Consider the following 22,120-nt stretch of genomic DNA (forward strand, 5'->3'; position numbering starts at 1 on the left):
CCGACGCCTTCAGAAAGCTGCGTCTTTCAATCGTTCCGACCACGTGTTCTCCCCCCGGCGGAAATGCGTCGCGGAGAGTGATGTCATTAAATCTATCGAATAACAATGGTATTTGGATGCGGCGCGTGCGCAGGGCGGACCGCGGCGGATTTCGGGATCCACACGGCGCGCCGGGGTCGCCGGCGCGCGCCGCCCGCCGGCTCGCGGAACAAAAAAGGGCGGCCTTCCGGCCGCCCTTGCTCATCGCGTCGGACCGCTCAGCGGTCGCGGTCCCGTCCGCCGCCGCCGGGCGCCCGCCCGCCGCCGCTCGGACCCATCCGGTTGAACTCGCGCCCGCCGCCGCGGTCGAAATCACGGCCGCCGCCGCGATCGCCGCTGAAGTCGGGTCGGCTCGGCCGGTCAGGACGTCCGCCGTCCCAGCCTGGCCGGCCGGGCCTGTCAGGCCTATCGGGGCGGTCTGGGCGTCCGCCGTCCCAGCCCGGTCGGCCGGGCCTGTCGGGGCGATCTGGACGTCCGCCGTCCCAACCGGGACGGCCCGGCCTGTCGGGACGGTCAGGGCGTCCGCCGTTCCAGTCCGGACGGCCGGGTCGGTCAGGCCGGCCCGGGCGACCCGGCCGGTCGCCATGCCAGCCCGGCCGGCCGGGACGTCCCCAGTGCGGCGGGCGTGGCCGGTGCGAGCCGCGCCAGCCGGGGCGGCCGGGGCGATAGCCGTACCAGCGGCCGCCCCAGTAGTAGCTGCCGTCATAGAAGTACCAGGGGCGGTTGTCCCAGTAGCCGCCGATGGAGAGGCCTGAGACGAAGACGTCGTCGTCCGGCTCCTCGATCACGACGGTGGAGCGCGAGCCGCCGCTGATGTCGAGATAGCTGGCGCTCGCGAAGCCGGAGCCGGCACCGGTGTCGATCTCGCACCAGCCGCCCGTGCAGCCGATGACTTCGACCGTTTCTCCCGGCCTGAGGGTGTCCACGACGGCGTAGCCGGTTCCGGGGCCCGAGCGGACGTTGACCGAGGCGGTCGCCGTGGCGGGGGCGGCCCAGGCGGCGCCGGCGGACATCGCGAGCGCGCCCGAGGCGCAGAGCAGACGCTTGAGTAGGGGTGACATGCGGGACTCCTTGCGTTCCCTGTGATGCGCCGGAGCCCTCGCCCGCCCGCGAGCCGCCCGGAGCGACGCTACAACGCGGCGACGCGCCGCCGAGTTTCACGCGCCGATTGTGGGATTTCGTAGGCAGGCGCGACAGGCGATTTTCGCGACGCGTCGCGAAGGTCTGACGCCGGCGCTCCCCCGGTCGGGTCGCCTCCCGCTGGGAGCGAAGAGGGCGCTATTGCTCGGTCTTGACCTGCTGGGCCGCGACGAACAGCAGCTCGGCCATCTTGCCGCGGATCGTCTGGTCGGACTCGGACACGCCGGCGCGGTCGAAGTCGCGGCGCAGCTTGCGGAAAACGTCCTCGTCGCCGGCCTCCTCGAAGTCGGCCAACACGACCGCCTTGGCGTAGGCGTCGGCGGCGTCGCCGGTCTTGCCGAGCTTCTCCGCCGCCCAGAGGCCGAGCAGCTTGTTCCGCCGCGCATAGGCGTAGAACCGGATCGCTTCGTCATGGGCGAACATCGCCTCGAACGCCTGCTCGCGTTGGTCGAAGGTAGTCATCACACGTCCTTTTCGGCGGTCACGCCGCCACGCATCGCTCCATCCCGGCGACTACACCGCGCAATTGTGGCGAAGGCAACGCAACCTTCGCCTTCTCCCGTCATTCGTTCGTCTTGGCAGAGCGGGCGCCCGGCCTTACATTCGGCCAAGCGTCGCTGGCCCATGGCTCCGCCGCCGCGACCGACGCGAAAGGCCCGCAATGAACCCGAACTTCCGGAACTTCGCCCTCTGGGTGATCATCGTTCTGCTGCTGCTTGCGCTGTTCACCCTGTTCCAGAACCCGGGGCAGCGGGCGCAGACCAACGACATTTCGTTCAGCCAGCTCCTGACCGAGGTCGACAACGGCCGCGTGCGCGGCGTGGTGATCGAGGGGCCGAACATTTCGGGCCAGTACACCGACGGCACGCAGTTCCAGACCTACGCGCCGAACGACCCGTCGCTGGTGCAGAAGCTCTACGCCAAGGGCGTCGCGATCACCGCGCGGCCGCCGGGCGAGAGCATGCCCTGGTTCGTCGCGCTGCTGCTGCAGTGGCTGCCCTTCATCGCGCTGATCGCCGTGTGGGTGTTCCTGTCGCGCCAGATGCAGGGCGGGGCCGGCAAGGCCATGGGCTTCGGCAAGTCCAAGGCCAAGCTCCTCACCGAGGCGCATGGCCGCGTGACCTTCGAGGACGTCGCCGGCGTCGACGAGGCCAAGGACGACCTGCAGGAGATCGTCGAGTTCCTGCGCGATCCGCAGAAGTTCCAGCGCCTCGGCGGCCGCATTCCGCGCGGCGTGCTGCTCGTCGGCCCTCCCGGCACCGGCAAGACGCTGATCGCGCGCGCCGTCGCGGGCGAGGCTAACGTGCCGTTCTTCACGATTTCGGGCTCCGACTTCGTCGAGATGTTCGTGGGCGTCGGCGCGAGCCGCGTGCGCGACATGTTCGAGCAGGCAAAGAAGAACGCGCCCTGCATCATCTTCATCGACGAGATTGACGCGGTCGGCCGCCATCGCGGCGCCGGCCTCGGCGGCGGCAACGACGAGCGCGAGCAGACGCTGAACCAGCTCCTCGTCGAGATGGACGGCTTCGAGGCGAACGAGGGCATCATCCTCATCGCCGCGACCAACCGTCCGGACGTGCTCGACCCCGCGCTGATGCGTCCGGGCCGCTTCGACCGCCAGGTCGTGGTGGGCAACCCGGACATCATCGGCCGCGAGAAGATCCTGAAGGTCCACGTCCGCAAGGTGCCGCTGGCGCCGGACGTCGACCTGAAGACGGTCGCGCGCGGCACGCCGGGCTTCTCCGGCGCCGATCTGATGAACCTCGTCAACGAGGCGGCGCTGCTCGCCGCCCGGCGGTCGAAGCGCATGGTCACCTCGGCCGAGTTCGACGCCGCCAAGGACAAGATCATGATGGGCGCCGAGCGCCGCATGGTCATGACCGACGAGGAGAAGAAGGTCACCGCCTATCACGAGGCCGGCCACGCCATCGTCGCGCTTTACACGCCGGCGAACGATCCGATCCACAAGGCGACGATCATTCCGCGCGGCCGCGCGCTCGGCATGGTCCAGTATCTGCCGGAGAAGGACCAGATCTCGATCTCCTACGAGCAGCTCACATCGCGTCTCGCGATGGCGATGGGCGGGCGCGTGGCGGAGGAGGTGTTCTTCGGCGACGACAAGGTGACGGCCGGCGCCCAGTCGGACATCCAGATGGCGACCAACATCGCCCGCGGGATGGTGACGCGCTGGGGCTTCTCCAAGGAGCTCGGCACCGTCGCCTATGGCGAGAACCAGGACGAGGTGTTCCTCGGCATGTCGGTCGCACGCCAGCAGAACGTGTCCGGCACGACGATGCTGAAGATCGACAACGAGATCAAACGCTTCATCGACGAGGGCTACGAGACCGCGCGGCGGATCATCACCGAGCACAAGGACCAGATGGATCAGCTCGCCAAGGCGCTGCTCGAGTACGAGACGCTGACGGGCGAGGAGATCAAGGGCCTGCTCGCGGGCAAGCCTCCGGTGCGCGACGCGGCCGACGAACCGCCGGCTCCTCGCGGCTCCGCGGTGCCGACCGCGGGCAAGCCCCGGCCGCGGCCCGACAGCGGGCTGGAGCCGCAGCCGCAGGCGTGAGGCGGACGAACGATTGAGAAGGCCGGGAGCGATCCCGGCCTTTTTCTTTTGCGGCTCCCACGTCGCAATCGCCGGGCTCCGCCGCCGCGCCGCGACGAAACCATCGCTCACGCTTTTTGAACGCGTCTTGCGCTATCCTCGCGCTATGACCGACCACGGACCACGCGCGACCATCGCTTCGCGCGCCGGGAGGAACGCTTCATGACGCGCAAGTATTTCGGCACCGACGGCATCCGGGGACAGGCCAACAAGTTTCCGATCACGCCGGATTTCGCGATGAAGGTGGGCATGGCCGCCGGCATCGCCTTCCGCCGCGGCGACTACCGGCACCGGGTGGTGATCGGCAAGGACACGCGGCTGTCCGGCTACATGATCGAGAGCGCGCTGCAGGCGGGCTTCACCTCGGTCGGCGTCGACGTGCTGCTGCTCGGGCCGATGCCGACGCCGGCGATCGCGCTTCTGACGCGCTCCATGCGCGCCGACCTCGGCGTCATGATCTCGGCCTCGCACAATCCCTTCGCCGACAACGGCATCAAGCTGTTCGCGCCGGACGGCTACAAGCTGTCCGACGAGGACGAGTTGGAGATCGAGGCGCTGCTCGACGCCGACCTCGGGCCGAAGCTCGCCTCGTCCGAGACGCTCGGCCGCGCCAAGCGCATCGAGGGCGCGCAGGCGCGCTACATCGAGTTCGCCAAGCGCACGCTGACCCGCAACCTCTCGCTCGAGGGCCTGCGCGTGGTCGTCGACTGCGCCAACGGGGCGGCCTACAAGGTGGCCCCGGAAGCGTTGTGGGAGCTCGGCGCCGAGGTCGTCGCGATCGGCGTCGAGCCGAACGGCATGAACATCAACAAGGACGTGGGCTCTACCGCGCCGAACGCGCTGATCGCCAAGGTGCGCGAGACCCGCGCGGACATCGGCATCGCGCTCGACGGCGACGCCGACCGCGTCATCATCGTCGATGAGAAGGGCCATGTGGTCGACGGCGACCAGCTCATGGCGGTGGTGGCGCAGTCCTGGGCGGAGGAGGGGCGGCTGTCCGCGCCGGGCCTCGTCTCGACCGTCATGTCCAATCTCGGGCTCGAGCGCTATCTCGCATCGCTCGGCCTGACGCTCGAGCGCACGCCGGTCGGCGATCGCTACGTGGTCGAGCGCATGCGCGCGCAGGGCTACAATCTCGGCGGCGAGCCCTCGGGCCACATCGTGCTGTCGGATTACGCCACCACCGGCGACGGCCTCGTCGCGGCGCTTCAGCTCCTCGCCGTGGTGCAGAAGGCCGACCGCCCGGTGTCGGAGATCTGCCACCGCTTCGAGCCGCTGCCGCAGATCATGAAGAACGTGCGCTACAAGTCGGGCCGCCCGCTCGACGACGATACCGTGCGCGCCGCGATCGCGGACGCGACGACGCGGCTCGGCCATGACGGCCGCCTTGTCATCCGCCCGTCCGGCACCGAGCCGGTGATCCGCGTGATGGCCGAAGGCGACGACCGCGATCTGGTCGCCGACGTGGTCGACGGCGTGGTCGACGTCATCACCAAGGCGGCCGCCTGAGACGGCCGCCGCCTCAGGCGTTGATGATCGAAAAATCCGAAGCCGACAGGTCGAGGTCTCGCCCCAGGATCGCGATCTGCACGGCGTCGCGGCCGCCCACGCCGTCGAAATCGAACAGCAGGCTGCCCGAAACGCTGTTGTAGATCACACGGTCGGACGCGTCCTGCGCAGCGGTTCCAACATGGAACGCGTCGGCCGACAACGCGCCCGCCGGGAGCCCGCCGGTCTGCAGCCGGATGCTGTCGCCTTCGTCGGCGTCAAAGTCGGTGACCAGCAGGTTGCTCGGGGAGTTTCGGACGACGAACTGGAAAAGGTCCGCTCCATCGCCGCCGGTCAGCACGTCGTCGCCGCCGCCGCTGATGATCCGATCGTCGCCGTCGCCGCCGAGGAGAGTGTCATTTCCCTGACGGCCCCTGAGCACGTCGTCTCCGTCGCGTCCCTCGATGCGGGTGCCGGCGGTGGAGGCGAGGATGTTGTCGCCGTAGTCCGAGCCGATGGCTGCCTCGACGTTTCTTACCCCGAAGTTTCCATTCAATTCATACACGGCGCCGCTGGTGAATTCGACGAAGCTTATGGTGTCCATCCCTTCGCCGCCGTCGATTACACCTTCGAGATAGAGAACCGAACCGTCGCGCAGAATGACAAGATCATCTCCGTCGCCGCCATAGACCTCGGAGATGCCGCGGCCGATCTTGAGAATGTCGTCGCCGCCGGCCCCTACGAGCCTGTCATGGCCGGACACGCCGTCGAGAACGTTGTCGCCTTCGTCGCCCCCGAGAATGTCGTTCTGGGTCGTGCCGATCAGGTTCTCGATCGAGATAAGCGTGTCGACGCCGGCTGAGATCGTGTTCTTCGGCCCGGCTTCGCTGAGCACGACGCGCACGCCGCCCGAGGTCACCTCGGCGTAGGAGGCCGTGTCGTTACCGCCGCGGCCGTTGATGATGTCGTTGCCGGGCCCGCCGGCGAAGATGTTGTCCCCGTCGTCGCCCGCAAGCTTGTCGTCGTAGGATGAGCCGATCACGGTCTCGATATTGTACAGTCGATCGACGCCGAGAGACGTTGTCTGGATTGCCCCTCTCGTGCCGAAGTCGATATGAACAGCTGTCGTCGCGGCGGCGTAGCTGACCCTGTCGTTCCCGCCAAGGCCGTCGAAGATGTCGTCGCCGGCGTCGTTCAGGAACAGGTCGTCGCCTGATCCGCCGCGCAGGCGGTCGCCCCGCACGGTGCCCTGCAAGGTCGCGTCGCCGGTGAGGCCCTTTGCGTCAATGCGGACGCCATGCGCGACGCCGGAGGAATCCGTCCATAATGACGCGCCGGCCGCCGTCAGGTCGAAATCGCCGGACACGACAAGCCGCGCGTAACGACTGGCGCCGTCGATGACCACCCGGCTCTGCGCAGCTTCGCCGGTGGCGTTAAGCAGGGCGGCGAACGCCGGCCTGTCGACGCCCTCAAGCGTGACCAGACCGTCGCCGCTCAGCGCTCCGCTCGCGGTCGTCTCGTGGCGGAGCGTCAGCGAGATCGCGTCCTGGCCGGAGGAGCGCGTCTGCACCTCGACGACATCGCCGTCCGTGAGATTGGAGACCGCCGCGTTGGAAGCGGTCAGCAACCTGCCAAGAGTCACGAGCCCGGCGTCGATCTGCAACGGCGCGGCCGGGGCGGACGCGCCATAGGTGAGGAAACCTGCCGACTCGAAGCCGAGCGCCGCCGCGGCGTTAAGGCGGCCGTACTCCGCGGCCGTCAGCGAGGTCGCGCCCGACAGCCGCACCGCCATCAGGTCGTTTCCCCCTCCGCCGTTGAACTTGTCGGTGGCGGACGTGAACGCGATGTCGATGACGACGGTGTCGTCGCCGGCGGATCCGTTGAAGGAGATCTTCGAGGCGTCGTATGACAGATCGACAGCGGCGCCGCCTTCGCCGGTCACGGTGATCTTGCGGAACTGCGGCGCGCCGTCCTCTACAGCGCGAACCGCGATCGGAGCGTCTTCGTCCGCGTCGAGCGTAAGGGTCGTCAGGGCGCCGGCCGCGCCCGGAGCGACCGATGGCGTCACGGCCACGACATCGTCGCCGTCGCTGGAGATCGCGAGCGTGGTCAGGCCGGCGCCGGAAAGCTGCAGGTCGCCGCCCGCGCCGTTCTCGTAGACAAGGCGCGCCGTCGTCGCGCTCGACGCATAGGCGAGCTTAAGGTCGACGGTGTAGGGCCCGTCGTCGTCGAGCTGGAGCCCGGCCTCGACCTCGCCATTGGCGATGATCGTATGCGCCGCCGACACGTTGGCGAGCGAAGCCTGCGTTCCCGGATAGCGAGGAGCGGATGTGGGCCCGATGAGGTCCTCGTTGGCGAACGGGTGCAGGGTTGGACTTTCGAACCGCACCTCGCGCAAGCCGCTGAACGCCGAAAGGTCGAGCGGCGTCAGCGGCCGCGTCACCGGCCCGCCGGGTGGGTCCGACGGATCGACGAAGTACGTCCGGCCAGTGAGAACGAGGTTCTCTATGCTGGTCGCGCCCTGCAGCAGCCGCGCGTAATTCGTATACGAGACGCTCCTTTCATAGAGCGGGTCGGGAGTGAATATTGGCGCGAGCTTGACGACCAGCGTGTCGAAACCCGCGCCGCCATTGATGGCGTCCCCGGACTGGAAGGTCTGGCTCGAAAGGCTGGGCGTCGTGCCGTCCGCGATGAAAAGATCGTCGCCTGAAGACCCCGTGAAGGTGTCCGCGCCGGTCGTGAACGTGAACGTCGCCATGCCGTTCGTCCTCCGCTGCGCCGTGGCCGATGACGTCGCCAGACGACTTGCCTCGGAGAGAAGGGAACACTCGGCAAGATCGCATGTCCAGTTCGACTATCGCGCGCCGTCCGCCGTCCGATCGGGGGCTCGCGCGTCGCGGCCAAGGTTTGGAGCCAACGGTATGCTTAAAAGTTAAGGTTAAGCGGTCTTTAACGAATACAGGCCAAAGTCAGTCTCATTACAGGACAAGCGTCTGCTTCGGTTCGCGAGGCGGTCGCCCAATTGGGGACATGGCGGTATGGCCAGACTTTCGACCTACGCGCTTGCGGGCGCGCTCCTCGTTGCGCTCGCGCCGGTCGCGGGTCATGCGGCCGACCTGCCGGAGCCTCCGCTGCTGGAGCCGGTCCCGGAGCCGGTCGAGTTCGGCTCGGCGTGGTATCTGCGCGGCGACGTCGGCTACAAGGTCTACCGCGACCCGGACGTCCGCTACTCCGGCGCGAAGTTCAAGGACGAGGATCTGAACGACACCGCGGTCATCGGCGGCGGCGTCGGCTACAAGTTCAACGAGTGGTTCCGCGCCGACGTGACGCTGGACTACGAGTTCAAGTCCAAGTTCGACGGCAAGCTGACCTGCTTTGGCTGCGGCACCGCCGGCCTCTACAGCGACGAGCGCGCCAAGGTCTCCGCGCTCACCCCCCTGGTGAACGTCTACGCCGACCTCGGCACCTGGTATGGCATCACGCCGTATATCGGCGCCGGCATCGGCGCCTCGTACATCATGGTCGACAACTATCGCTACACCAATCCGAACGGCACTGGCGGCAAGATCAAGGGCGACGACAACTGGGACTTCTCCTGGGCGCTCATGGCCGGCGTCGGCTACAACGTCTCCGAGAACCTGGTCATCGACGCCGGCTACCGATACCTGAACCTCGGCGACGGCAAGACCAAGAAGTTCGGCGGCGTCAACGACAAGCCGGTCAAGATCAAGGACCTCGAGGCCCACGAGTTCCGCGTCGGCGTGCGCTACATGCTCGACTGACGAGCTCTTCGGCTCATCTTCCTGGGAACTGCGATGGCGGGGTCATGAGGCCCGCCATCGGCGTTTTTACGGCCCGTGAAGCACGCCCGGAGCGGATCGTGGAAATCGCTTGACCGCCGTGGGCGTCGATCCTAAAGGTCGCGGCGGGCCACCCCTCCCCAACGAGGGGCTGACCATCTGGAAGGATGGACCATGACGACTGCAGCTCCCGCGGGCCGCCCCGCGAATCCCAACTTCTCGTCCGGACCCACGACCAAGCGCCCCGGCTGGTCGCTCGACGCGCTGAACGGCGCGGCGCTCGGCCGCTCGCACCGCTCCAAGGCCGGCAAGGCCAAGCTCCGCGAGGCGATCGACCTCACCCGCGAGGTCCTCGAGGTTCCGGCCACCCACCGCATCGCCATCGTTCCGGGCTCCGACACAGGCGCCGTCGAGATGGCCATGTGGTCGCTGCTCGGCGCGCGCGGCGTCGAAGTGCTGGCCTGGGAGAGCTTCGGCGCGATCTGGGTGACCGACGCGGTCAAGCAGCTCCGCCTGCCGAACACCAAGGCCTCCGTCGCCGAGTTCGGCAAGCTGCCGGACCTCGCCGCCGTCGATTTCGACAACGACGTCATCTTCACCTTCAACGGCACCACCTCCGGCGTCCGCGTCCCGAACCACGACTGGATCCCGGCGGACCGCGCTGGCCTTACCATCTGCGACGCGACCTCGGCCGCCTTCGCGATGGAGCTCGACTACGACAAGCTCGATGTCGTCACCTTCTCCTGGCAGAAGGTGATGGGCGGCGAGGCGGCGCACGGCATCCTGATCATGGGGCCCCGCGCGGTCGAGCGGCTGGAGAGCTTCACGCCGGCCTGGCCGCTGCCGAAGCTGTTCCGCATGACCAAGAACGGCAAGATCGACGAGGGCCTGTTCGAGGGCGAGACGATCAACACCCCGTCCATGCTCTGCGTCGAGGACTACATCGACACGCTGAACTGGGGCAAATCGGTCGGCGGGCTCAAGGGCCTGATCGCCCGCGCCGACGCCACCGCCAAGGTGGTTTACGACTTCGTCGCGCGCACCCCGTGGCTCGGCGTGCTGGCCGAGGATCGCGCCACCTGGAGCAACACCGGCGTCTGCCTGGTCTTCACGGACCCCGCCGTCGCGGCGCTGCCGAAGGCGGAGCAGGCCGAGTTCGCCAAGGCCTTCGTCGCCCTGCTCGAGCGCGAGGGCGTGGCCTTCGACTTCGGCTCCTACCGCGACGCGCCTCCCGGCCTGCGCATCTGGTGCGGCGCGACGGTCGAGGCGTCGGACGTCGAGGCGCTGCTGCCCTGGCTCGAATGGGCCTATGCGCAGCTCACGCCGAAGCTCGCCAAGGCGGCCTGAGCCGTCCGGCGAGACAGGCTCGGCGTTCGCGACGGAAAAAAGACGCGTCATGCCCGGCGAAGCCGGGTATCCACGACTTCGTGGCGCAGCTCACTGTCGTCACAGGTCGTGGATGCCCGCGGAAGCGGGCATGACGACGCGTTTTTTCCTCGAACGTATGAAGCCCAGCCCGGAGCCCACCGCATGTTCACGCCCGAGAACGCTCTCGAACGTTCGCTGATCCGCGCGATCGAGGAGCCAGCGCACCGCGTCGCGTTTCTGAAGGAGTTCCTCGACGCCGAGCTGTCCTTCGCGCTGCTCGATCCGGCGGACGGCAAGGGCGGCGGCTATTCGGTGCCGGAGGTCACGCACGAGGACCTGAGCTTCGTGCCGATCTTCACCGCCGACAGCCGCGTCAAGGCGATGTTCGGCGACGAGAGGCTTCTGGTCGTCCGGCAGTCGTTCAAGCAGATCGTCAGCCAGATCGAGGACGCGAACTTCGTCCTCAATCCGGGTTCGGACTACGGCCACGAATTCATGGCCGAGGACGTCGCCGCCATGCTCGAGGGCGACTTCGAGCGCGCCGACGAGGGCTTTGACGACGCGCCCGACGTCGGCGACGAGGACGCCGGCGAGCTTCCCACGCTGGTCGGGCGGCCCGACCCGATGCCGACCCATCTCACCGCGCCGCTCGCCGCGCTGTTCGCAACAACGCCCGAGGTCACCACGGCGCACATCGCGCAGGCGCTGTTCGCCGACGCCGACGGCGTCAAGCGCCTCGTGATCGGGCTTGGGGTCGAGAGCGATCTCGACGCCGTGCTCGACCGCGTCGAGGAGGTGCTGGAGAACGTGGCCCGGCCGACCGACACGATCGATTTCGTTCCCGTCCCCGGCTCGCCGCTCGACGCCTATTTCGAGCGCGACGTGCAGCCGTTCTATCGGAAAACCTGAGCCGGCCCCGCGAGGGGCGGCGAACACGAAAGACGAGCCTATGGCCCCCCGCGTCCTCATCTCCGACAAGCTGTCCCCGGCCGCGATCCAGATCTTCAAGGACCGCGGAGTGGAGGTCGACTTCCAGCCCGACCTCGGCAAGGACAAGGACCGGCTCGCCGCCGTCATCGGCGGCTACGACGGCCTCGCGATCCGCTCGGCCACCAAGGTCACGCCGAAGATCCTCGCCAACGCCGAGCGCCTCAAGGTGATCGGCCGCGCCGGCATCGGCGTCGACAACGTCGACCTGCCGGCCGCGACGGCGAAGGGCGTGATCGTGATGAACACGCCCTTCGGCAACTCCATCACCACCGCCGAGCACGCCATCGCGATGATGTTCGCGGTGGCGCGGGAGATCCCCGCCGCGGACCTGTCGACCCAGGCCGGCAAGTGGGAGAAGAACCGCTTCATGGGGGTGGAGATCACCTCCAAGACGCTCGGGATCATCGGCTGCGGCAACATCGGTTCGATTGTCGCCGAGCGCGCGATCGGCCTGAAGATGCGGGTCATCGCCTTCGATCCGTTCCTGTCGCCGGAGCGCGCGCTCGACCTCGGCGTCGAGAAGGTGGAGCTCGACGAGCTGTTCGAACGGGCCGACTTCATCACCCTGCACACGCCCCTGACGGAGAAGACGCGCAACGTCATCGACGCCAAGGCGCTGATGCGGATGAAGAAGGGCGTGCGCATCGTCAACTGCGCCCGCGGCGGCTTGGTGGACGAGAAGGCGCTGCGCGACGCGCTCGACGCCGGCCATGTGGCGGGCGCCGGCTTCGACGTGTTCACGACCGAGCCCGCGACCGAGAACCCGCTGTTCGGCCATCCCGCGGTGGTGTGCACGCCGCACCTCGGCGCCGCGACGTCGGAAGCGCAGGAGAACGTCGCGCTGCAGGTGGCCGAGCAGATGTCCGACTACCTGCTTCGCGGCGCGGTTTCGAACGCGGTCAACTCGCCCTCCATCACCGCCGAGGAGGCACCGCGGCTGAAGCCCTTCGTGGCGCTCGCCGAGAAGCTCGGCTCCTTCGCGGGCCAGCTCACCGAGAGCGGGGTCACGGCGATCCGCATCGAGTACGAGGGGCTGGTCGCGGACATGAACACCCGCGCGCTGACCTCGGCGGCCGTCACCGGGCTGCTGAAGCCGCAGCTCGCCGACATCAACATGGTCTCGGCGCCTGTGATCGCGCGCGAGCGCGGCGTCGCGATCGAGGAGGTGCTGCGGGAGGTGGCGGAGACCTACGATAGCGTCATCCGCCTCACCGTCACCGCCGGCGAGTTCACCCGGCACGTCGCCGGCACGGTGTTCGCCGACGGCAAGCCGCGCATCATCGACATCAAGGGCATCGAGATCGAGGCCGCCTTCGGGCCCTCGATGCTCTACGTGACCAACGAGGACAAGCCGGGCTACGTCGGCGCGCTCGGCGCGACGCTCGGCGCCGCCGGCGTCAACATCGCGACCTTCAACCTCGGCCGCGCCGCGGAGGGCGGCGACGCCATCGCGATCGTCCAGATCGACGGCGAGATCCCGGACGCCGTCGTCGCCCAGGTCCAGTCGCTGGAGCACGTGAAGCAGGCCCGCGCGCTCAGGTTCTGAGCGCGCGAGCTTCGGCTCACGCGGTGCGGTCGACGCCGGCCTTCGGTTCGGCGGGCGCGGCCTCGGCGGATCCCGGCTTCGGGCCGCCGCGCGCCACGCCGACCATCGCCGGCCGCAGCAGGCGGTCGCCGATCACGTAGCCGTCCTGCACCACCTGGACCACGGTGCCGTTCGGCACGCTCGGGTCCGGCGCCTCGAACATCGCCTGGTGGAAGTTCGGGTCGAACGGCTTGCCCTTCGGGTCGAGCTTGGAGACGCCGTGCTTCTCGAGCGTCTTCAGAAGCTCGCGCTCGGTGAGCTCCACGCCCTCGACCAGCGGCTTCGCCGCCTCGCCGGCGGAGCCCGCGGATTCGAGCGCGCGCCGCAGGTTGTCGGCGACCGACAGCAGGTCGCGCGCGAAGGCGGTCAGCGCGTATTTGCGGGCGTCCTGAACCTCGCGTTCGGTGCGGCGGCGCAGGTTCTCCATCTCGGCGTGGCTGCGCAGGAATCGGTCGCGCAGGTCCGCGACCGCGGCCTCGAGCTCGGCGACGCGGTCGGCCGGCGCGGCCGTTTCGGTCACCTCGGGCTCGACCGTGCCGTCCGCGCGCTGCTCGTCGGTCGCGGCGGCGGCGTTCGTCTGGGCCTCGTCGGCGGTTTCGGTCTCGGGGGTGCGGGGCGAAGTCGGGTCCGGCATCGCGCGCCTCTTGCAAGTCGTTCACGGGAAGGGGAAGCGAGCCCGATATCAGTCCGCCGGCGCCGAAAATCAAGCTCCGCCGCGCCGGGCGCCTTCAGTCGATCCGCACCTCGGCCGAGGCGGTCGCGCCGGTCGCGTCCGTGACGGTGACGCGGGCGAAGCCGGGTCCCGAGACCGGCCACAGCGTTTCGCGCCGCCGTTCGGGCGGCAGCGGCCGCCCGTCCACGAGCCAGCGGAACGGCGCGACGCCGCCGGCCGCCTTGAGCGCGAGCTCGGCGCCGCCGTCGAGCTCGACCCGCGCGCCGTCCGGCGGATAGGCCACCACGAGCGGCGCGGGGCCGGGCTCCGCCTCGGGCAGGCTCCCGTAGGGCCGGAAGCGCCGCAGCGGCGCGGGCAGATCCGCGGCGGCGACGATCGCCTCCGCCGGGGCGGGGCCGAGCGGCGCGATCCCGCCGCCGAGCCGGGCGAAGGCGTCGAACAGGATCGGCGCGGCGGCGTCGCGCCCGACGAGGCCCGCGCTCGAGGCGCCGTCGGGCCGTCCGACCCAGACCGCGACCACGCGGCGGCCGTCGAAGCCGACCGCCCAGGCGTCGCGATAGCCATAAGAGGTGCCGGTCTTGAAGGCGATGCGCCCGCCGAGCGCGGCTTCCGGCGGCGGGCTCTTCAGCAGCGCCAGCGCGACCTGCGCCGCGGCGACGGGGTCGACGAGGCGTCGCCCGGCCGCGCCAGGCTCCGCGAGCCGCGCCGGGTCGTCGGTCAGCGTCACGGTTCCGCCGCCACGGGCGAGCCCGGCGTAGAGCGTGGCGAGGTCGACGAGCCGCACGCCGACGCCGCCGAGCGCGACCGCGAGGCCGGGCGCCTCGGTCCCCGGCAGCGAGACCTCGGCGCCCGCGGCGCGCAGGCGCGCGACGAAGCGCTGCGGCCCGACCGCCTCCATCAGCGCGACCGCCGGAATGTTCAGCGACAGCGCCAGCGCCTGCGCGCAGCTCACGGTGCCGTGGAAGCCTTCGTCGAAATTGCGCGGCGCGTAGGAGCCGAAGCGGGCGGGCCGGTCCTCGATCAGCGTCGCCGGCGCCGCGATCCCGTTCTCGAAGGCGAGCGCGTAGATGAAGGGCTTCAGCGCCGAGCCCGGCGAGCGCACCGCGCGGGTCTGGTCGAGCCCGCCCGCCCGGCTTGCGTCGAAATAGTCGGCCGCCCCGACGCTCGCCTCGATCGCGCCGGTGGCGTGGTCGGCGACGAGGATGGCGGCGGACAGGCCGGGGCCGAGCGCGCGCGCCCGGTCGCGCGCCAGCTCCTCCAGCGCGTGCTGGGCGTCGCGGCGGAGGGTGAGCCGCACGACGCCGCCGGACCCGACGCGGCGCGCGGCGGCCTCCGCGGCGTGGGCCGCGAGGTTCGGGAACGCCCGCCGCCCGGACGGCGTCGTCTCCTCGTGGGCATGGGCGGCCTCAGCCGCGGTGATCGCGCCGGCCTCCGCCAGCCGGTCGAGCACGCGGTCGCGCGCGCGGCGGGCTGCGGCGGCGTCGCGGTCGGGCCGGCGCGCCTCGGGCGCCTGCGGGATCGCGATCAGCAGCGCGGCTTCCGCGATCGAGAGCCGGGCGGGCTCCTTGCCGAAATAGGCGAGGCTCGCCGCGCGCACGCCCTCGAGATTGCCGCCATAGGGCGCGAGCCGGAGGTAGAGGTCGAGCACGCCGTTCTTGCCGACGGCGCGTTCGAGCGCGAGCGCGGTTGCGGCCTCGTCGAGCTTGCGGCGCAGCGTCCGCGAGCGGTCCGGGTTCAGCAGGCGGACCACCTGCATGGTCAGCGTGGAGCCGCCGGAGACGATCCCGCCATGCGCGAGCGCCTGTCCCGCCGCCCGGACGGCGGCGAGCGGATCGACGCCGGGGTGGAGGAAGAAGCGCTTGTCCTCATAGGCCGTCAGCAGCCGCACGAAGCGCGGGTCGACCGCCTCGCGCGCGACCGGCAGCCGCCAGGCGCCGTCCGTCGCCGTGAACGGGCGCAGCAGCCGTCCAGCGCGGTCGAGCACGAGCGTCGACAGCGTCTCGGCGCGGCCGGGGGAGGGGGCGGAATAGCCGCCGAGCGCGACCGCCGCCGCGCCGCCGCTGACGAGGGCCGCAAGCAGGCAGCCGGCGGCGAGGCGGGCAGGGCGCCCGTAGGCGCTCACCTCGCCGTCACCTCGATCCGGCCCGCGCCGGTGCGGGCGAAGCGCTCGGGCCGGTACATGTCCTCGACGACGGCCGCGGGCTGCGCGAACTGGCCAGGCGTCACCGCGCGGACCACATAGGCCGCGGAGTAGATCGCGTCGCCGCCGGCCTCGCGCTCGAAGGCGGCGACGAAGCGGTCGTCGCGGAACTCCGAATGCGCCGCGGACGGCTCCTCGCCGAGGAAGCCGAGCGCCGGCAGCTTCGTGCTGGAGACGAGCTCGGGATTGTCGATCTCGAAGCCGGCGGGCAGCCGGTCGACCACGAGCACGCGGCCGGGCCTCGGTTCGGGCTCCGTCACCTGCAGCACGACCACGAGGCGCGTGTTCTGCGCGACCTTCGACGGGTCCACCTCGACGCCGGCGGTCGTGTAGTAGCGCCGCTCGAGGTGGAAATCCCGCTCCGCTGGCGGCTCGGGCGAGGCCGGCGCGCCGCGCACGGTGACGACGGCTTCGAGCGGCGTCTGGCCGGCGTTGACGATGCGCGAGGGTCCGGCGGCGAGCCGCTCCGGCGGATAGGTCTCGGTGAGCGCGCCGGTCCGCGCCGCGCCGTCGACGGTGAGCGAAAGGTCGGCGCTCTGCGCCCGCAGGCCCCGCGCCGCGAGCAGCAGCCAGGCGTTCTCCTGCGTGGACAGGTAGGAGCGCTGGGCGCGCGCCTCGCCGATGCGCCGGAGCGCGAGCGGCGTCACCTCGGCGCCCGCCCGCGCCTCCGAGGCGAGGGCGACAACGCCGGCCTGATCGCGCAGGCCGGAGCCAAAATCGGTCCGGGCCTGGTCGTCGTCGAGCGCGGTCTCGGCGGCGGCGAAGGCCTTCTCCGCGCGCGTCCGGTCGCCGATCTGCGCCAGCGCCGCGCCGATCTGCGCCCGCGCGAGCGGGCTCGCGAACTCGCCGATCTTCACGTCGGCGAGGTAGCGCAGCTCGCCCACCAGCGCGCGGCCGGAGCGGGCGAGCACGTAATGGGCGTAGGCGACGTCGGACTCCGTGGAATCCTGCCTGAGGCCGATCGTGTTGCGCAGGTTGTCGAGCGCGAGCTCGAGCGCCTTCGCCGGCACGTCGGCCTTCGCGGTACGGGCGCGGGCGAGCACGTCGGTGACATAGGCGTCGAGCCAGAGGTCGCCGCCGCCCGCGGACCACAGCCCGAACGAGCCGTTTCCGTCCTGGCGCGACAGCACGCGGGCGACGATGTCGCCAATCCTCTGCTTCACGTCTTCTGGCGACACGCCCGCCGTCCGCGACGACAGTCCGAGCTCGTCGCCGTAGATGAGCGCGACCAGCCGGCTCGAAAGCTGCTCGGAGCAGGCGTACGGGTAGCCGTCGAGCGCGAGCTTGAAGGTCGCGGCGTCGAGCGCGCCGGGCCGCCCGACCGAAAGCGCGACCGAGCCCGTGCCGGGCGTGATGTCGGCCAGCATGTCGTTCGAGACGGTGACGCCCGCGCCCTTCGCGAGCGCGACGACGCTGCGGCGGGAGACCGGCGCGGTCGCGGGCTTCACGTCGAGCGCGAGCGCCTGCAGGTAGCTGCGGCCGTCCGGGCCGCTCACCGCCACCTCGACGCGCGCGGGGCCGACGCCCTTCGCGACGAGCGGGATCTCGACCGCCGTCCGCGACTTGGCCGCGAGCGTAACCGCCTTCGGCGCGGCGCCCGCGGTCAGCGGCCCGGAGACGGCGACCGTCAGCTTATGCTCGCCCGCGGGGCCCGCGACGTTGTCGAGGTCGAGCCTGAGCCGCGCCCGGTCGCCGTCGGCGAGGAAGCGCGGCAGCGCGGTCTGGACCACAACGGGATCGGCGACGACCACGTCCTTCGCGGCGTGGCCGAGCTTTGTCCGGCTCCAGGCGACGGCCATCAGCTTCACCGCGCCGTTGAAGGCCGGAAGCTCGAAGGAGACGTTAGCGACCCCGTCGGGGCCGGCGGGCACGAGGCCGGAGAACAGCGCGAGCGGCGCCTGCGTCGGCGTGTCCTGCAGTCCGCCGGCACCGGCGCCGTCGCCGCCGGAGCGGATGCGCCCGGCCTTGGCGTTCATGCCGTCGATGAGCTGGCCGTAGAGGTCGCGGATGTCGCTTGCGAGGCGGCGCTGGCCGAACACCGTCCTGTCGGGCGCCGGCGGCTTGTAACCGGTGAGGTTGAGGATGCCGACGTCGACGGCGGCGACCGTGACATAGGCCTGCTCGCCGCTCGCGAGCCCCGAGAGCTTCACCGGGACGGCGAAGGGCTTCCGCGGCTCGGCGGCGTCGGGGACGTCGAGGCTGACGCCGATGGTGCGGTCGCGGGCGTCGACGGCCGCATGCGCGACCCCGATGGCGCGGCCGGGCATGCGGCTCGCCTTGGCGTCGAGCGCGCGGTGCACGAAGGCGACGACATAGGCGCCGGGGCGCCAGGCCTCCGTGACCTCGAAGCCGACGGAGGCGCCCTTGTCGGAGACGTCGAGCGACTTCTGCGCGATCACGCCCGCGCCCACCACCAGCACGGTCGCCCGTCCCGCGAAGCGGGAGGACAGCGTCGCGGTCGCGGTCTCGCCCGGCGCGTAGGCCGCCTTGTCGAGCGCGACGTCCAGCATGTCGGGCGTGTCGGTGGACGCCGCGGCGTAGAAACCGGCGTCGAAGGTCACGCTCGTCGCCGGCCCCTGCGGGTCCGCGGAGGCCACCTCGAGCCGGTAGCGGCCGTAGCTCACCTTCGCGTCAATGCGCGCCGGCTGGTCGGCCGCGACGTCGATCGCGCCGTCGGCGAGCCGGCGGGTGCGGGTGACGGTCTCGAAGTTCCAGCGCCCGTTGGTCGCGTACCACTGGTACGAGGTCTCGAGCTGCACGAGCTGCCATGTCAGCCCCTTGGCGGCGAGCGACGCGCCGTCGGGCGAGGCGACCTTCACGTCGAAGCGGGCGTTCTCGCCGTCGCCGACGCGGGACGCGAACAGCGGCTTGACGCCGATGCGGTCGCCCTTCGGCGCGATCGGCAGGACCACCGTGCGCTCCAGCGTCCGGCCGGAGGGCTCCGCGAGCCGGAGAGCGACCTCGGCTTCGAGCGGCCGGGTCGTCTCGGGCAGCGTCGGCTCGGCGACGACGACGGACGCCTTGCCGGCCGCGTCGGTGCGGCCCGGCGCGTCGATCGGCGTGCGGGTCGGCGCGACCGTTTCGTCGGACAGGCCGAAGCGGTAGCCTTCGAAGCCCGGCGGGGTCGCGTCGCTCGCCCGCACCGTCAGGTCGCCCTCGATCGCGAGGTCGGCGGCCGGCGCGCCGTAGAGCCAGCGCCCGTCGATCGCGACGGTCGCGCCGCGGGCGCCCAGCGCCTTGGCGTCGGTCGAGAGCTTCAGGTCGAGCCGCTCGGGCACGTAGTCCGCGACCAGGAAGGTGGTCGAGCCGACCGGCGCGGCCTTCGCGTCGGCGTAGGCGTCGACGCGCCACGTGCCGCCCATGGCCTGGTCGACGAGCGGGATGTCGAAGGTCCGCCCGCCGGCCGCGGCGTCCGCGAGCACCACCCGGCGGTCCTCGACGCCGTCCGGCCGGCTGACGACGAGCGTGAGCGGCAGGCCGTCGACGGCCGCGCCCTTGTCGTCGCGCAGCAGCGCGGTGACGTGGACCGTCTCCTTGGAGCGGTAGACGCCGCGTTCGGCGAACACCTGCGCGTCGAGCGGGCCGGGCGCGGCGCGTCCGCCGACGCCGCGGTCGGAAAGGTCGAAGCCCGGCTTGGTGAGGTCGAGGAAGCCGTAGTCGCCGCCCTTGGCCGCCACCAGCACGGCGGGCGCGGAGCCGCCGGAGCCGCGGGTGAGCCCAGCCTCGAAGGTCACGAAGCCGTCCGCGTCGGTGGTGCGGGTGGCGAGCACCTCGTTGTCGCGCGCCACGAGCTTGAGCTCGACGCCGGCGAGCGGCCCGGCGGAGGCGAGCGAACGGGCGAAAGCCTTGACGCCGTCGTTCCCGGACACCGCGGTCAGGCCGAGGTCCGACACCACGAACCACTGGGTGGCGCGGGCGTCCCAGGGTTCGGGATCGACCGCGCCCTTGGGGCTCGCGACCATGACGTAGACGCCGGGCTTCAGGTCCGGCGCCGCCTCCGACACCGGGAAGGCGGTGACGACGTCCGCATTCTGCTTCCGCTCCACCGCGAGCTCGCCGGAATAGACCAGCGAGGCGGTGTCGCTCTTCAGCTTGTCGACCGCCTCGCCGTCGAGCTGGCGCTGGAAATCGCCGGACACGACCGAGGGCGCGAGGTTGCGGTCGCCGACGCGGAACAGCTCGACCTCGACCGCGTCCACATTGACCGAGACGATCGGCAGCCCCTGCTGGCCGGTCGAGGGCAGCACGTAGTTGCGGCCGGTGAAGCGCGCGGCGGGCGCGCGGTCGCGGACGTAGATGCGGAATTCCTTGGAGGCCGGCAGCGTCTCGTCGACCTCGGACGGCAGGCCCTGCCGCACGGTCAGCTCGTAGGTCTCGCCATGCTTGAGGCCGTCGACGCAGATCTGCGTGTCGTCGGCGGTGACGGCGGGCGACTCGACGCCCTTCAGCGCGACGTAAGGCGCGAAGTCGATCCGGCCCTGCGCCAGCTTCTCGGAGAACTGCACGCAGGCGCGGGGCGACGCGGCCTCGGCGTCGACGGAATAGTCCAGCGCGCGGAAGCCGTGCTCGACGCGCAGCTTGTCGTAGGCCGCCTGCACCTCGGCGCTCGGCTGGTCCCTGAGGCTCGCCTTGTAGGCGTCGAGCGCCGGGCGGAACTCCTCGCGGAAGATGAAGGCGTTGGCGAGCACCGCAAGCGCGCGGGCGCGGGTCTTGGCGTCGCCCGCGAGCTCGTAGGCGCGCCAGGCGGCGCCGGCGGACTGCTCCTTCAGGGTCTCGCGCTCGGAATAGTCGTCGGTCTGCACGCGCGACAGCGCGATCGACAGGTTGCGCCACGCCTGCTCGTTCTTCGGGTCCTTGCCCGCGGCGAGCGCCATGCTGACCGCCGCGTCGCGCCACTGGCCGGCGCGCACCTGCGCGACGCCCTGCTTGATCAGCTCGGCCGCAGGCCGCGCTTCGGACGCCGCTTCGCGCGACAGCCGGGCGGAGAGCTTCAGCGCGCTGTCGCGCGCGTCCTTGTTCTGGAACCCGTCCGTCGCCGCGAGGGTCGGAGCGGGGAATCCGGTCGCCGTCGCCGCGACCGCTGCGGCCGTCAGCCCGACGAAGCCGAGCGTCCTGAACATTCGCAGCATGGCCGCGACCTCCCCTTACGCCGTCGACGCCGCATGTGGGCCGGGCGTCTTCGGGAGCCACGATAGCGCCGGCGGGCCGGCCGCGAAATGGCGCTTCCGGTTTACGAGACCCTAACGTTGCGCCGTCTAGCATCCGGCCCTCGTTCCGGGCGCCGCCGCGTCCGCATCAGGGAAACGCTTGGGCCATGGCCAGTCTCGACGCGGCCGGGTTCGCCGGACTCCGGCGTCCCGTCGCAGCCCTCACCGACCGCGCGGAGGCGGCCACGACGCTCCTTCTCTGGGGCGTGGTCGCGGCGGCTTGGGGGTGGATAGGCTTCGGCGGCGTTCTCGACACCCTTTCGACCGACGACGCCATGCGCCTCGTCGAAGTGCGGGACTTTCTGGCCGGGCAGGGCTGGTTCGACCTTCTGCAGCGCCGGCTCGATCCGCCGGACGGCGTCCTGATGCATTGGTCGCGGCTGATCGACTTTCCGATCGCGGCGCTGCTGTGGACGTTCGAGCGGCTGCTCGCGCCGGAGACGGCGTTGAAGGCGACGCTGACGGTCTGGCCGCTGCTGCCGCTGGCCCCCGCCCTGATCGGAGCCTCCGCCGCCGGGCGCGCGCTCGGGGGCCCCGGAGCCGGGCTCGCGGCGGCGCTGCTGTTCGCGCTGTCCCCCGGCGCCATGGGCGCGTTCCAGCCCGGCGCGATCGATCACCACGGCCCCCAGATCGCGCTCGCGATGGCGCTGCTCGCCTGCGTTCTGCGGCTCGACCGTTCGGACCGCGCGGCGGTCGGCGGCGGGCTCGCGGCCGCGGCCATGCTTGCGATCGGGCTCGAGACGCTGCCGGCGCTGGCGTCGCTCGCGGCGATCGTCGCGCTCCGCTTCGCGATCCGGGGCGAGGCGCTGGCGCGCGGCGCGGCGCTGTTCGGGGCGAGCTTCGCGCTGTTCACCGCGGCCGCCTTCGTCGCGACCGTGCCCCCGGCGCGCTGGTTCGAACCGGCCTGCGACGCGCTCGGGAGCGGGCATCTCGTCGCCGCGGCGCTCGGCGGCGGCGGGCTTGCGCTCGCGAGCCGCGCCCGCGGCGACGGCTCGCTGGCGCGGCTCGCGGCGCTC

12 protein-coding genes and 1 pseudogene are annotated in these 22,120 nt (G+C 71.1%); 7 read left to right on the plus strand and 6 right to left on the minus strand.

Going from position 1 to position 22,120, the window contains the following annotated elements; translation table 11 throughout:
- Positions 1-257 precede the first annotated feature (257 nt).
- Both ACFSCV_RS07050 and ACFSCV_RS07055 read right to left on the minus strand, forming a co-directional pair.
- The gene (locus ACFSCV_RS07050) at positions 258-1,100 is read right to left on the minus strand and encodes an SH3 domain-containing protein (protein WP_378798347.1); all 843 of its coding nucleotides are present in this window, start codon (positions 1,098-1,100) and stop codon (positions 258-260) included.
- A gap of 217 nt (positions 1,101-1,317) precedes the next feature.
- Positions 1,318-1,641 (minus strand): DUF1476 domain-containing protein, encoded by a 324-nt coding sequence (locus ACFSCV_RS07055; RefSeq protein WP_378798349.1) that lies wholly within the window; start codon positions 1,639-1,641, stop codon positions 1,318-1,320.
- A 199-nt stretch (positions 1,642-1,840) separates the two neighbouring features.
- Between ACFSCV_RS07055 and ftsH the strand changes: the two genes are divergently transcribed.
- The gene (gene ftsH / locus ACFSCV_RS07060; RefSeq protein ID WP_378798351.1) at positions 1,841-3,754 is read left to right on the plus strand and encodes an ATP-dependent zinc metalloprotease FtsH; all 1,914 of its coding nucleotides are present in this window, start codon (positions 1,841-1,843) and stop codon (positions 3,752-3,754) included.
- Between the two features lie 201 nt (positions 3,755-3,955).
- Positions 3,956-5,302, plus strand: a complete 1,347-nt coding sequence (gene glmM, locus ACFSCV_RS07065; protein ID WP_378798353.1) for a phosphoglucosamine mutase — start codon at positions 3,956-3,958, stop codon at positions 5,300-5,302.
- A gap of 13 nt (positions 5,303-5,315) precedes the next feature.
- Here glmM and ACFSCV_RS07070 read toward each other — a convergent pair whose 3' ends face one another.
- Positions 5,316-8,039, minus strand: coding sequence for a calcium-binding protein (locus ACFSCV_RS07070; RefSeq protein ID WP_378798355.1), 2,724 nt, complete (start codon positions 8,037-8,039; stop codon positions 5,316-5,318).
- Positions 8,040-8,319: 280 nt separating this feature from the next.
- On the opposite strand from ACFSCV_RS07070, the gene ACFSCV_RS07075 reads away from it, so the two are divergent.
- The 4 genes from ACFSCV_RS07075 to serA all read left to right on the plus strand — a co-directional run bounded on the left by ACFSCV_RS07075 (position 8,320) and on the right by serA (position 12,985).
- Entirely contained in the window at positions 8,320-9,063 is a 744-nt protein-coding gene (locus ACFSCV_RS07075; protein ID WP_378798357.1) for an outer membrane protein, read from the plus strand.
- A gap of 192 nt (positions 9,064-9,255) precedes the next feature.
- On the plus strand, positions 9,256-10,428 hold the full coding sequence (locus tag ACFSCV_RS07080) for a phosphoserine transaminase (protein ID WP_378798359.1): 1,173 nt from the start codon (positions 9,256-9,258) through the stop codon (positions 10,426-10,428).
- 183 nt (positions 10,429-10,611) lie between these two features.
- Positions 10,612-11,358, plus strand: a complete 747-nt coding sequence (locus ACFSCV_RS07085; protein ID WP_378798361.1) for an enhanced serine sensitivity protein SseB C-terminal domain-containing protein — start codon at positions 10,612-10,614, stop codon at positions 11,356-11,358.
- A 40-nt stretch (positions 11,359-11,398) separates the two neighbouring features.
- Positions 11,399-12,985 carry a phosphoglycerate dehydrogenase gene (serA, locus tag ACFSCV_RS07090; RefSeq protein WP_378798363.1) on the plus strand — a complete coding sequence of 529 codons (1,587 nt, stop codon included), beginning with the start codon at positions 11,399-11,401 and terminating at the stop codon, positions 12,983-12,985.
- Positions 12,986-13,001: 16 nt separating this feature from the next.
- On the opposite strand, the gene grpE is transcribed toward serA, so the two are convergent.
- From grpE to ACFSCV_RS07105, 3 genes are all read right to left on the minus strand, one after another.
- Positions 13,002-13,658, minus strand: coding sequence for a nucleotide exchange factor GrpE (grpE, locus tag ACFSCV_RS07095; RefSeq protein ID WP_378798365.1), 657 nt, complete (start codon positions 13,656-13,658; stop codon positions 13,002-13,004).
- Between the two features lie 94 nt (positions 13,659-13,752).
- Positions 13,753-15,819 carry a penicillin-binding protein 1C gene (gene pbpC / locus ACFSCV_RS07100; RefSeq protein ID WP_378798367.1) on the minus strand — a complete coding sequence of 689 codons (2,067 nt, stop codon included), beginning with the start codon at positions 15,817-15,819 and terminating at the stop codon, positions 13,753-13,755.
- Entirely contained in the window at positions 15,816-21,026 is a 5,211-nt protein-coding gene (locus ACFSCV_RS07105) for an alpha-2-macroglobulin family protein (RefSeq protein ID WP_378798369.1), read from the minus strand. Before ACFSCV_RS07105 ends, pbpC begins: the two co-directional genes overlap by 4 nt.
- 185 nt (positions 21,027-21,211) lie before the next feature.
- Between ACFSCV_RS07105 and ACFSCV_RS07110 the strand changes: the two are divergent.
- Positions 21,212-22,120: pseudogene (locus tag ACFSCV_RS07110) on the plus strand (hypothetical protein); the annotation flags it as partial.

Source organism: Methylopila henanensis, from assembly GCF_042681025.1.
Lineage (GTDB): Bacteria > Pseudomonadota > Alphaproteobacteria > Rhizobiales > Methylopilaceae > Methylopila > Methylopila henanensis.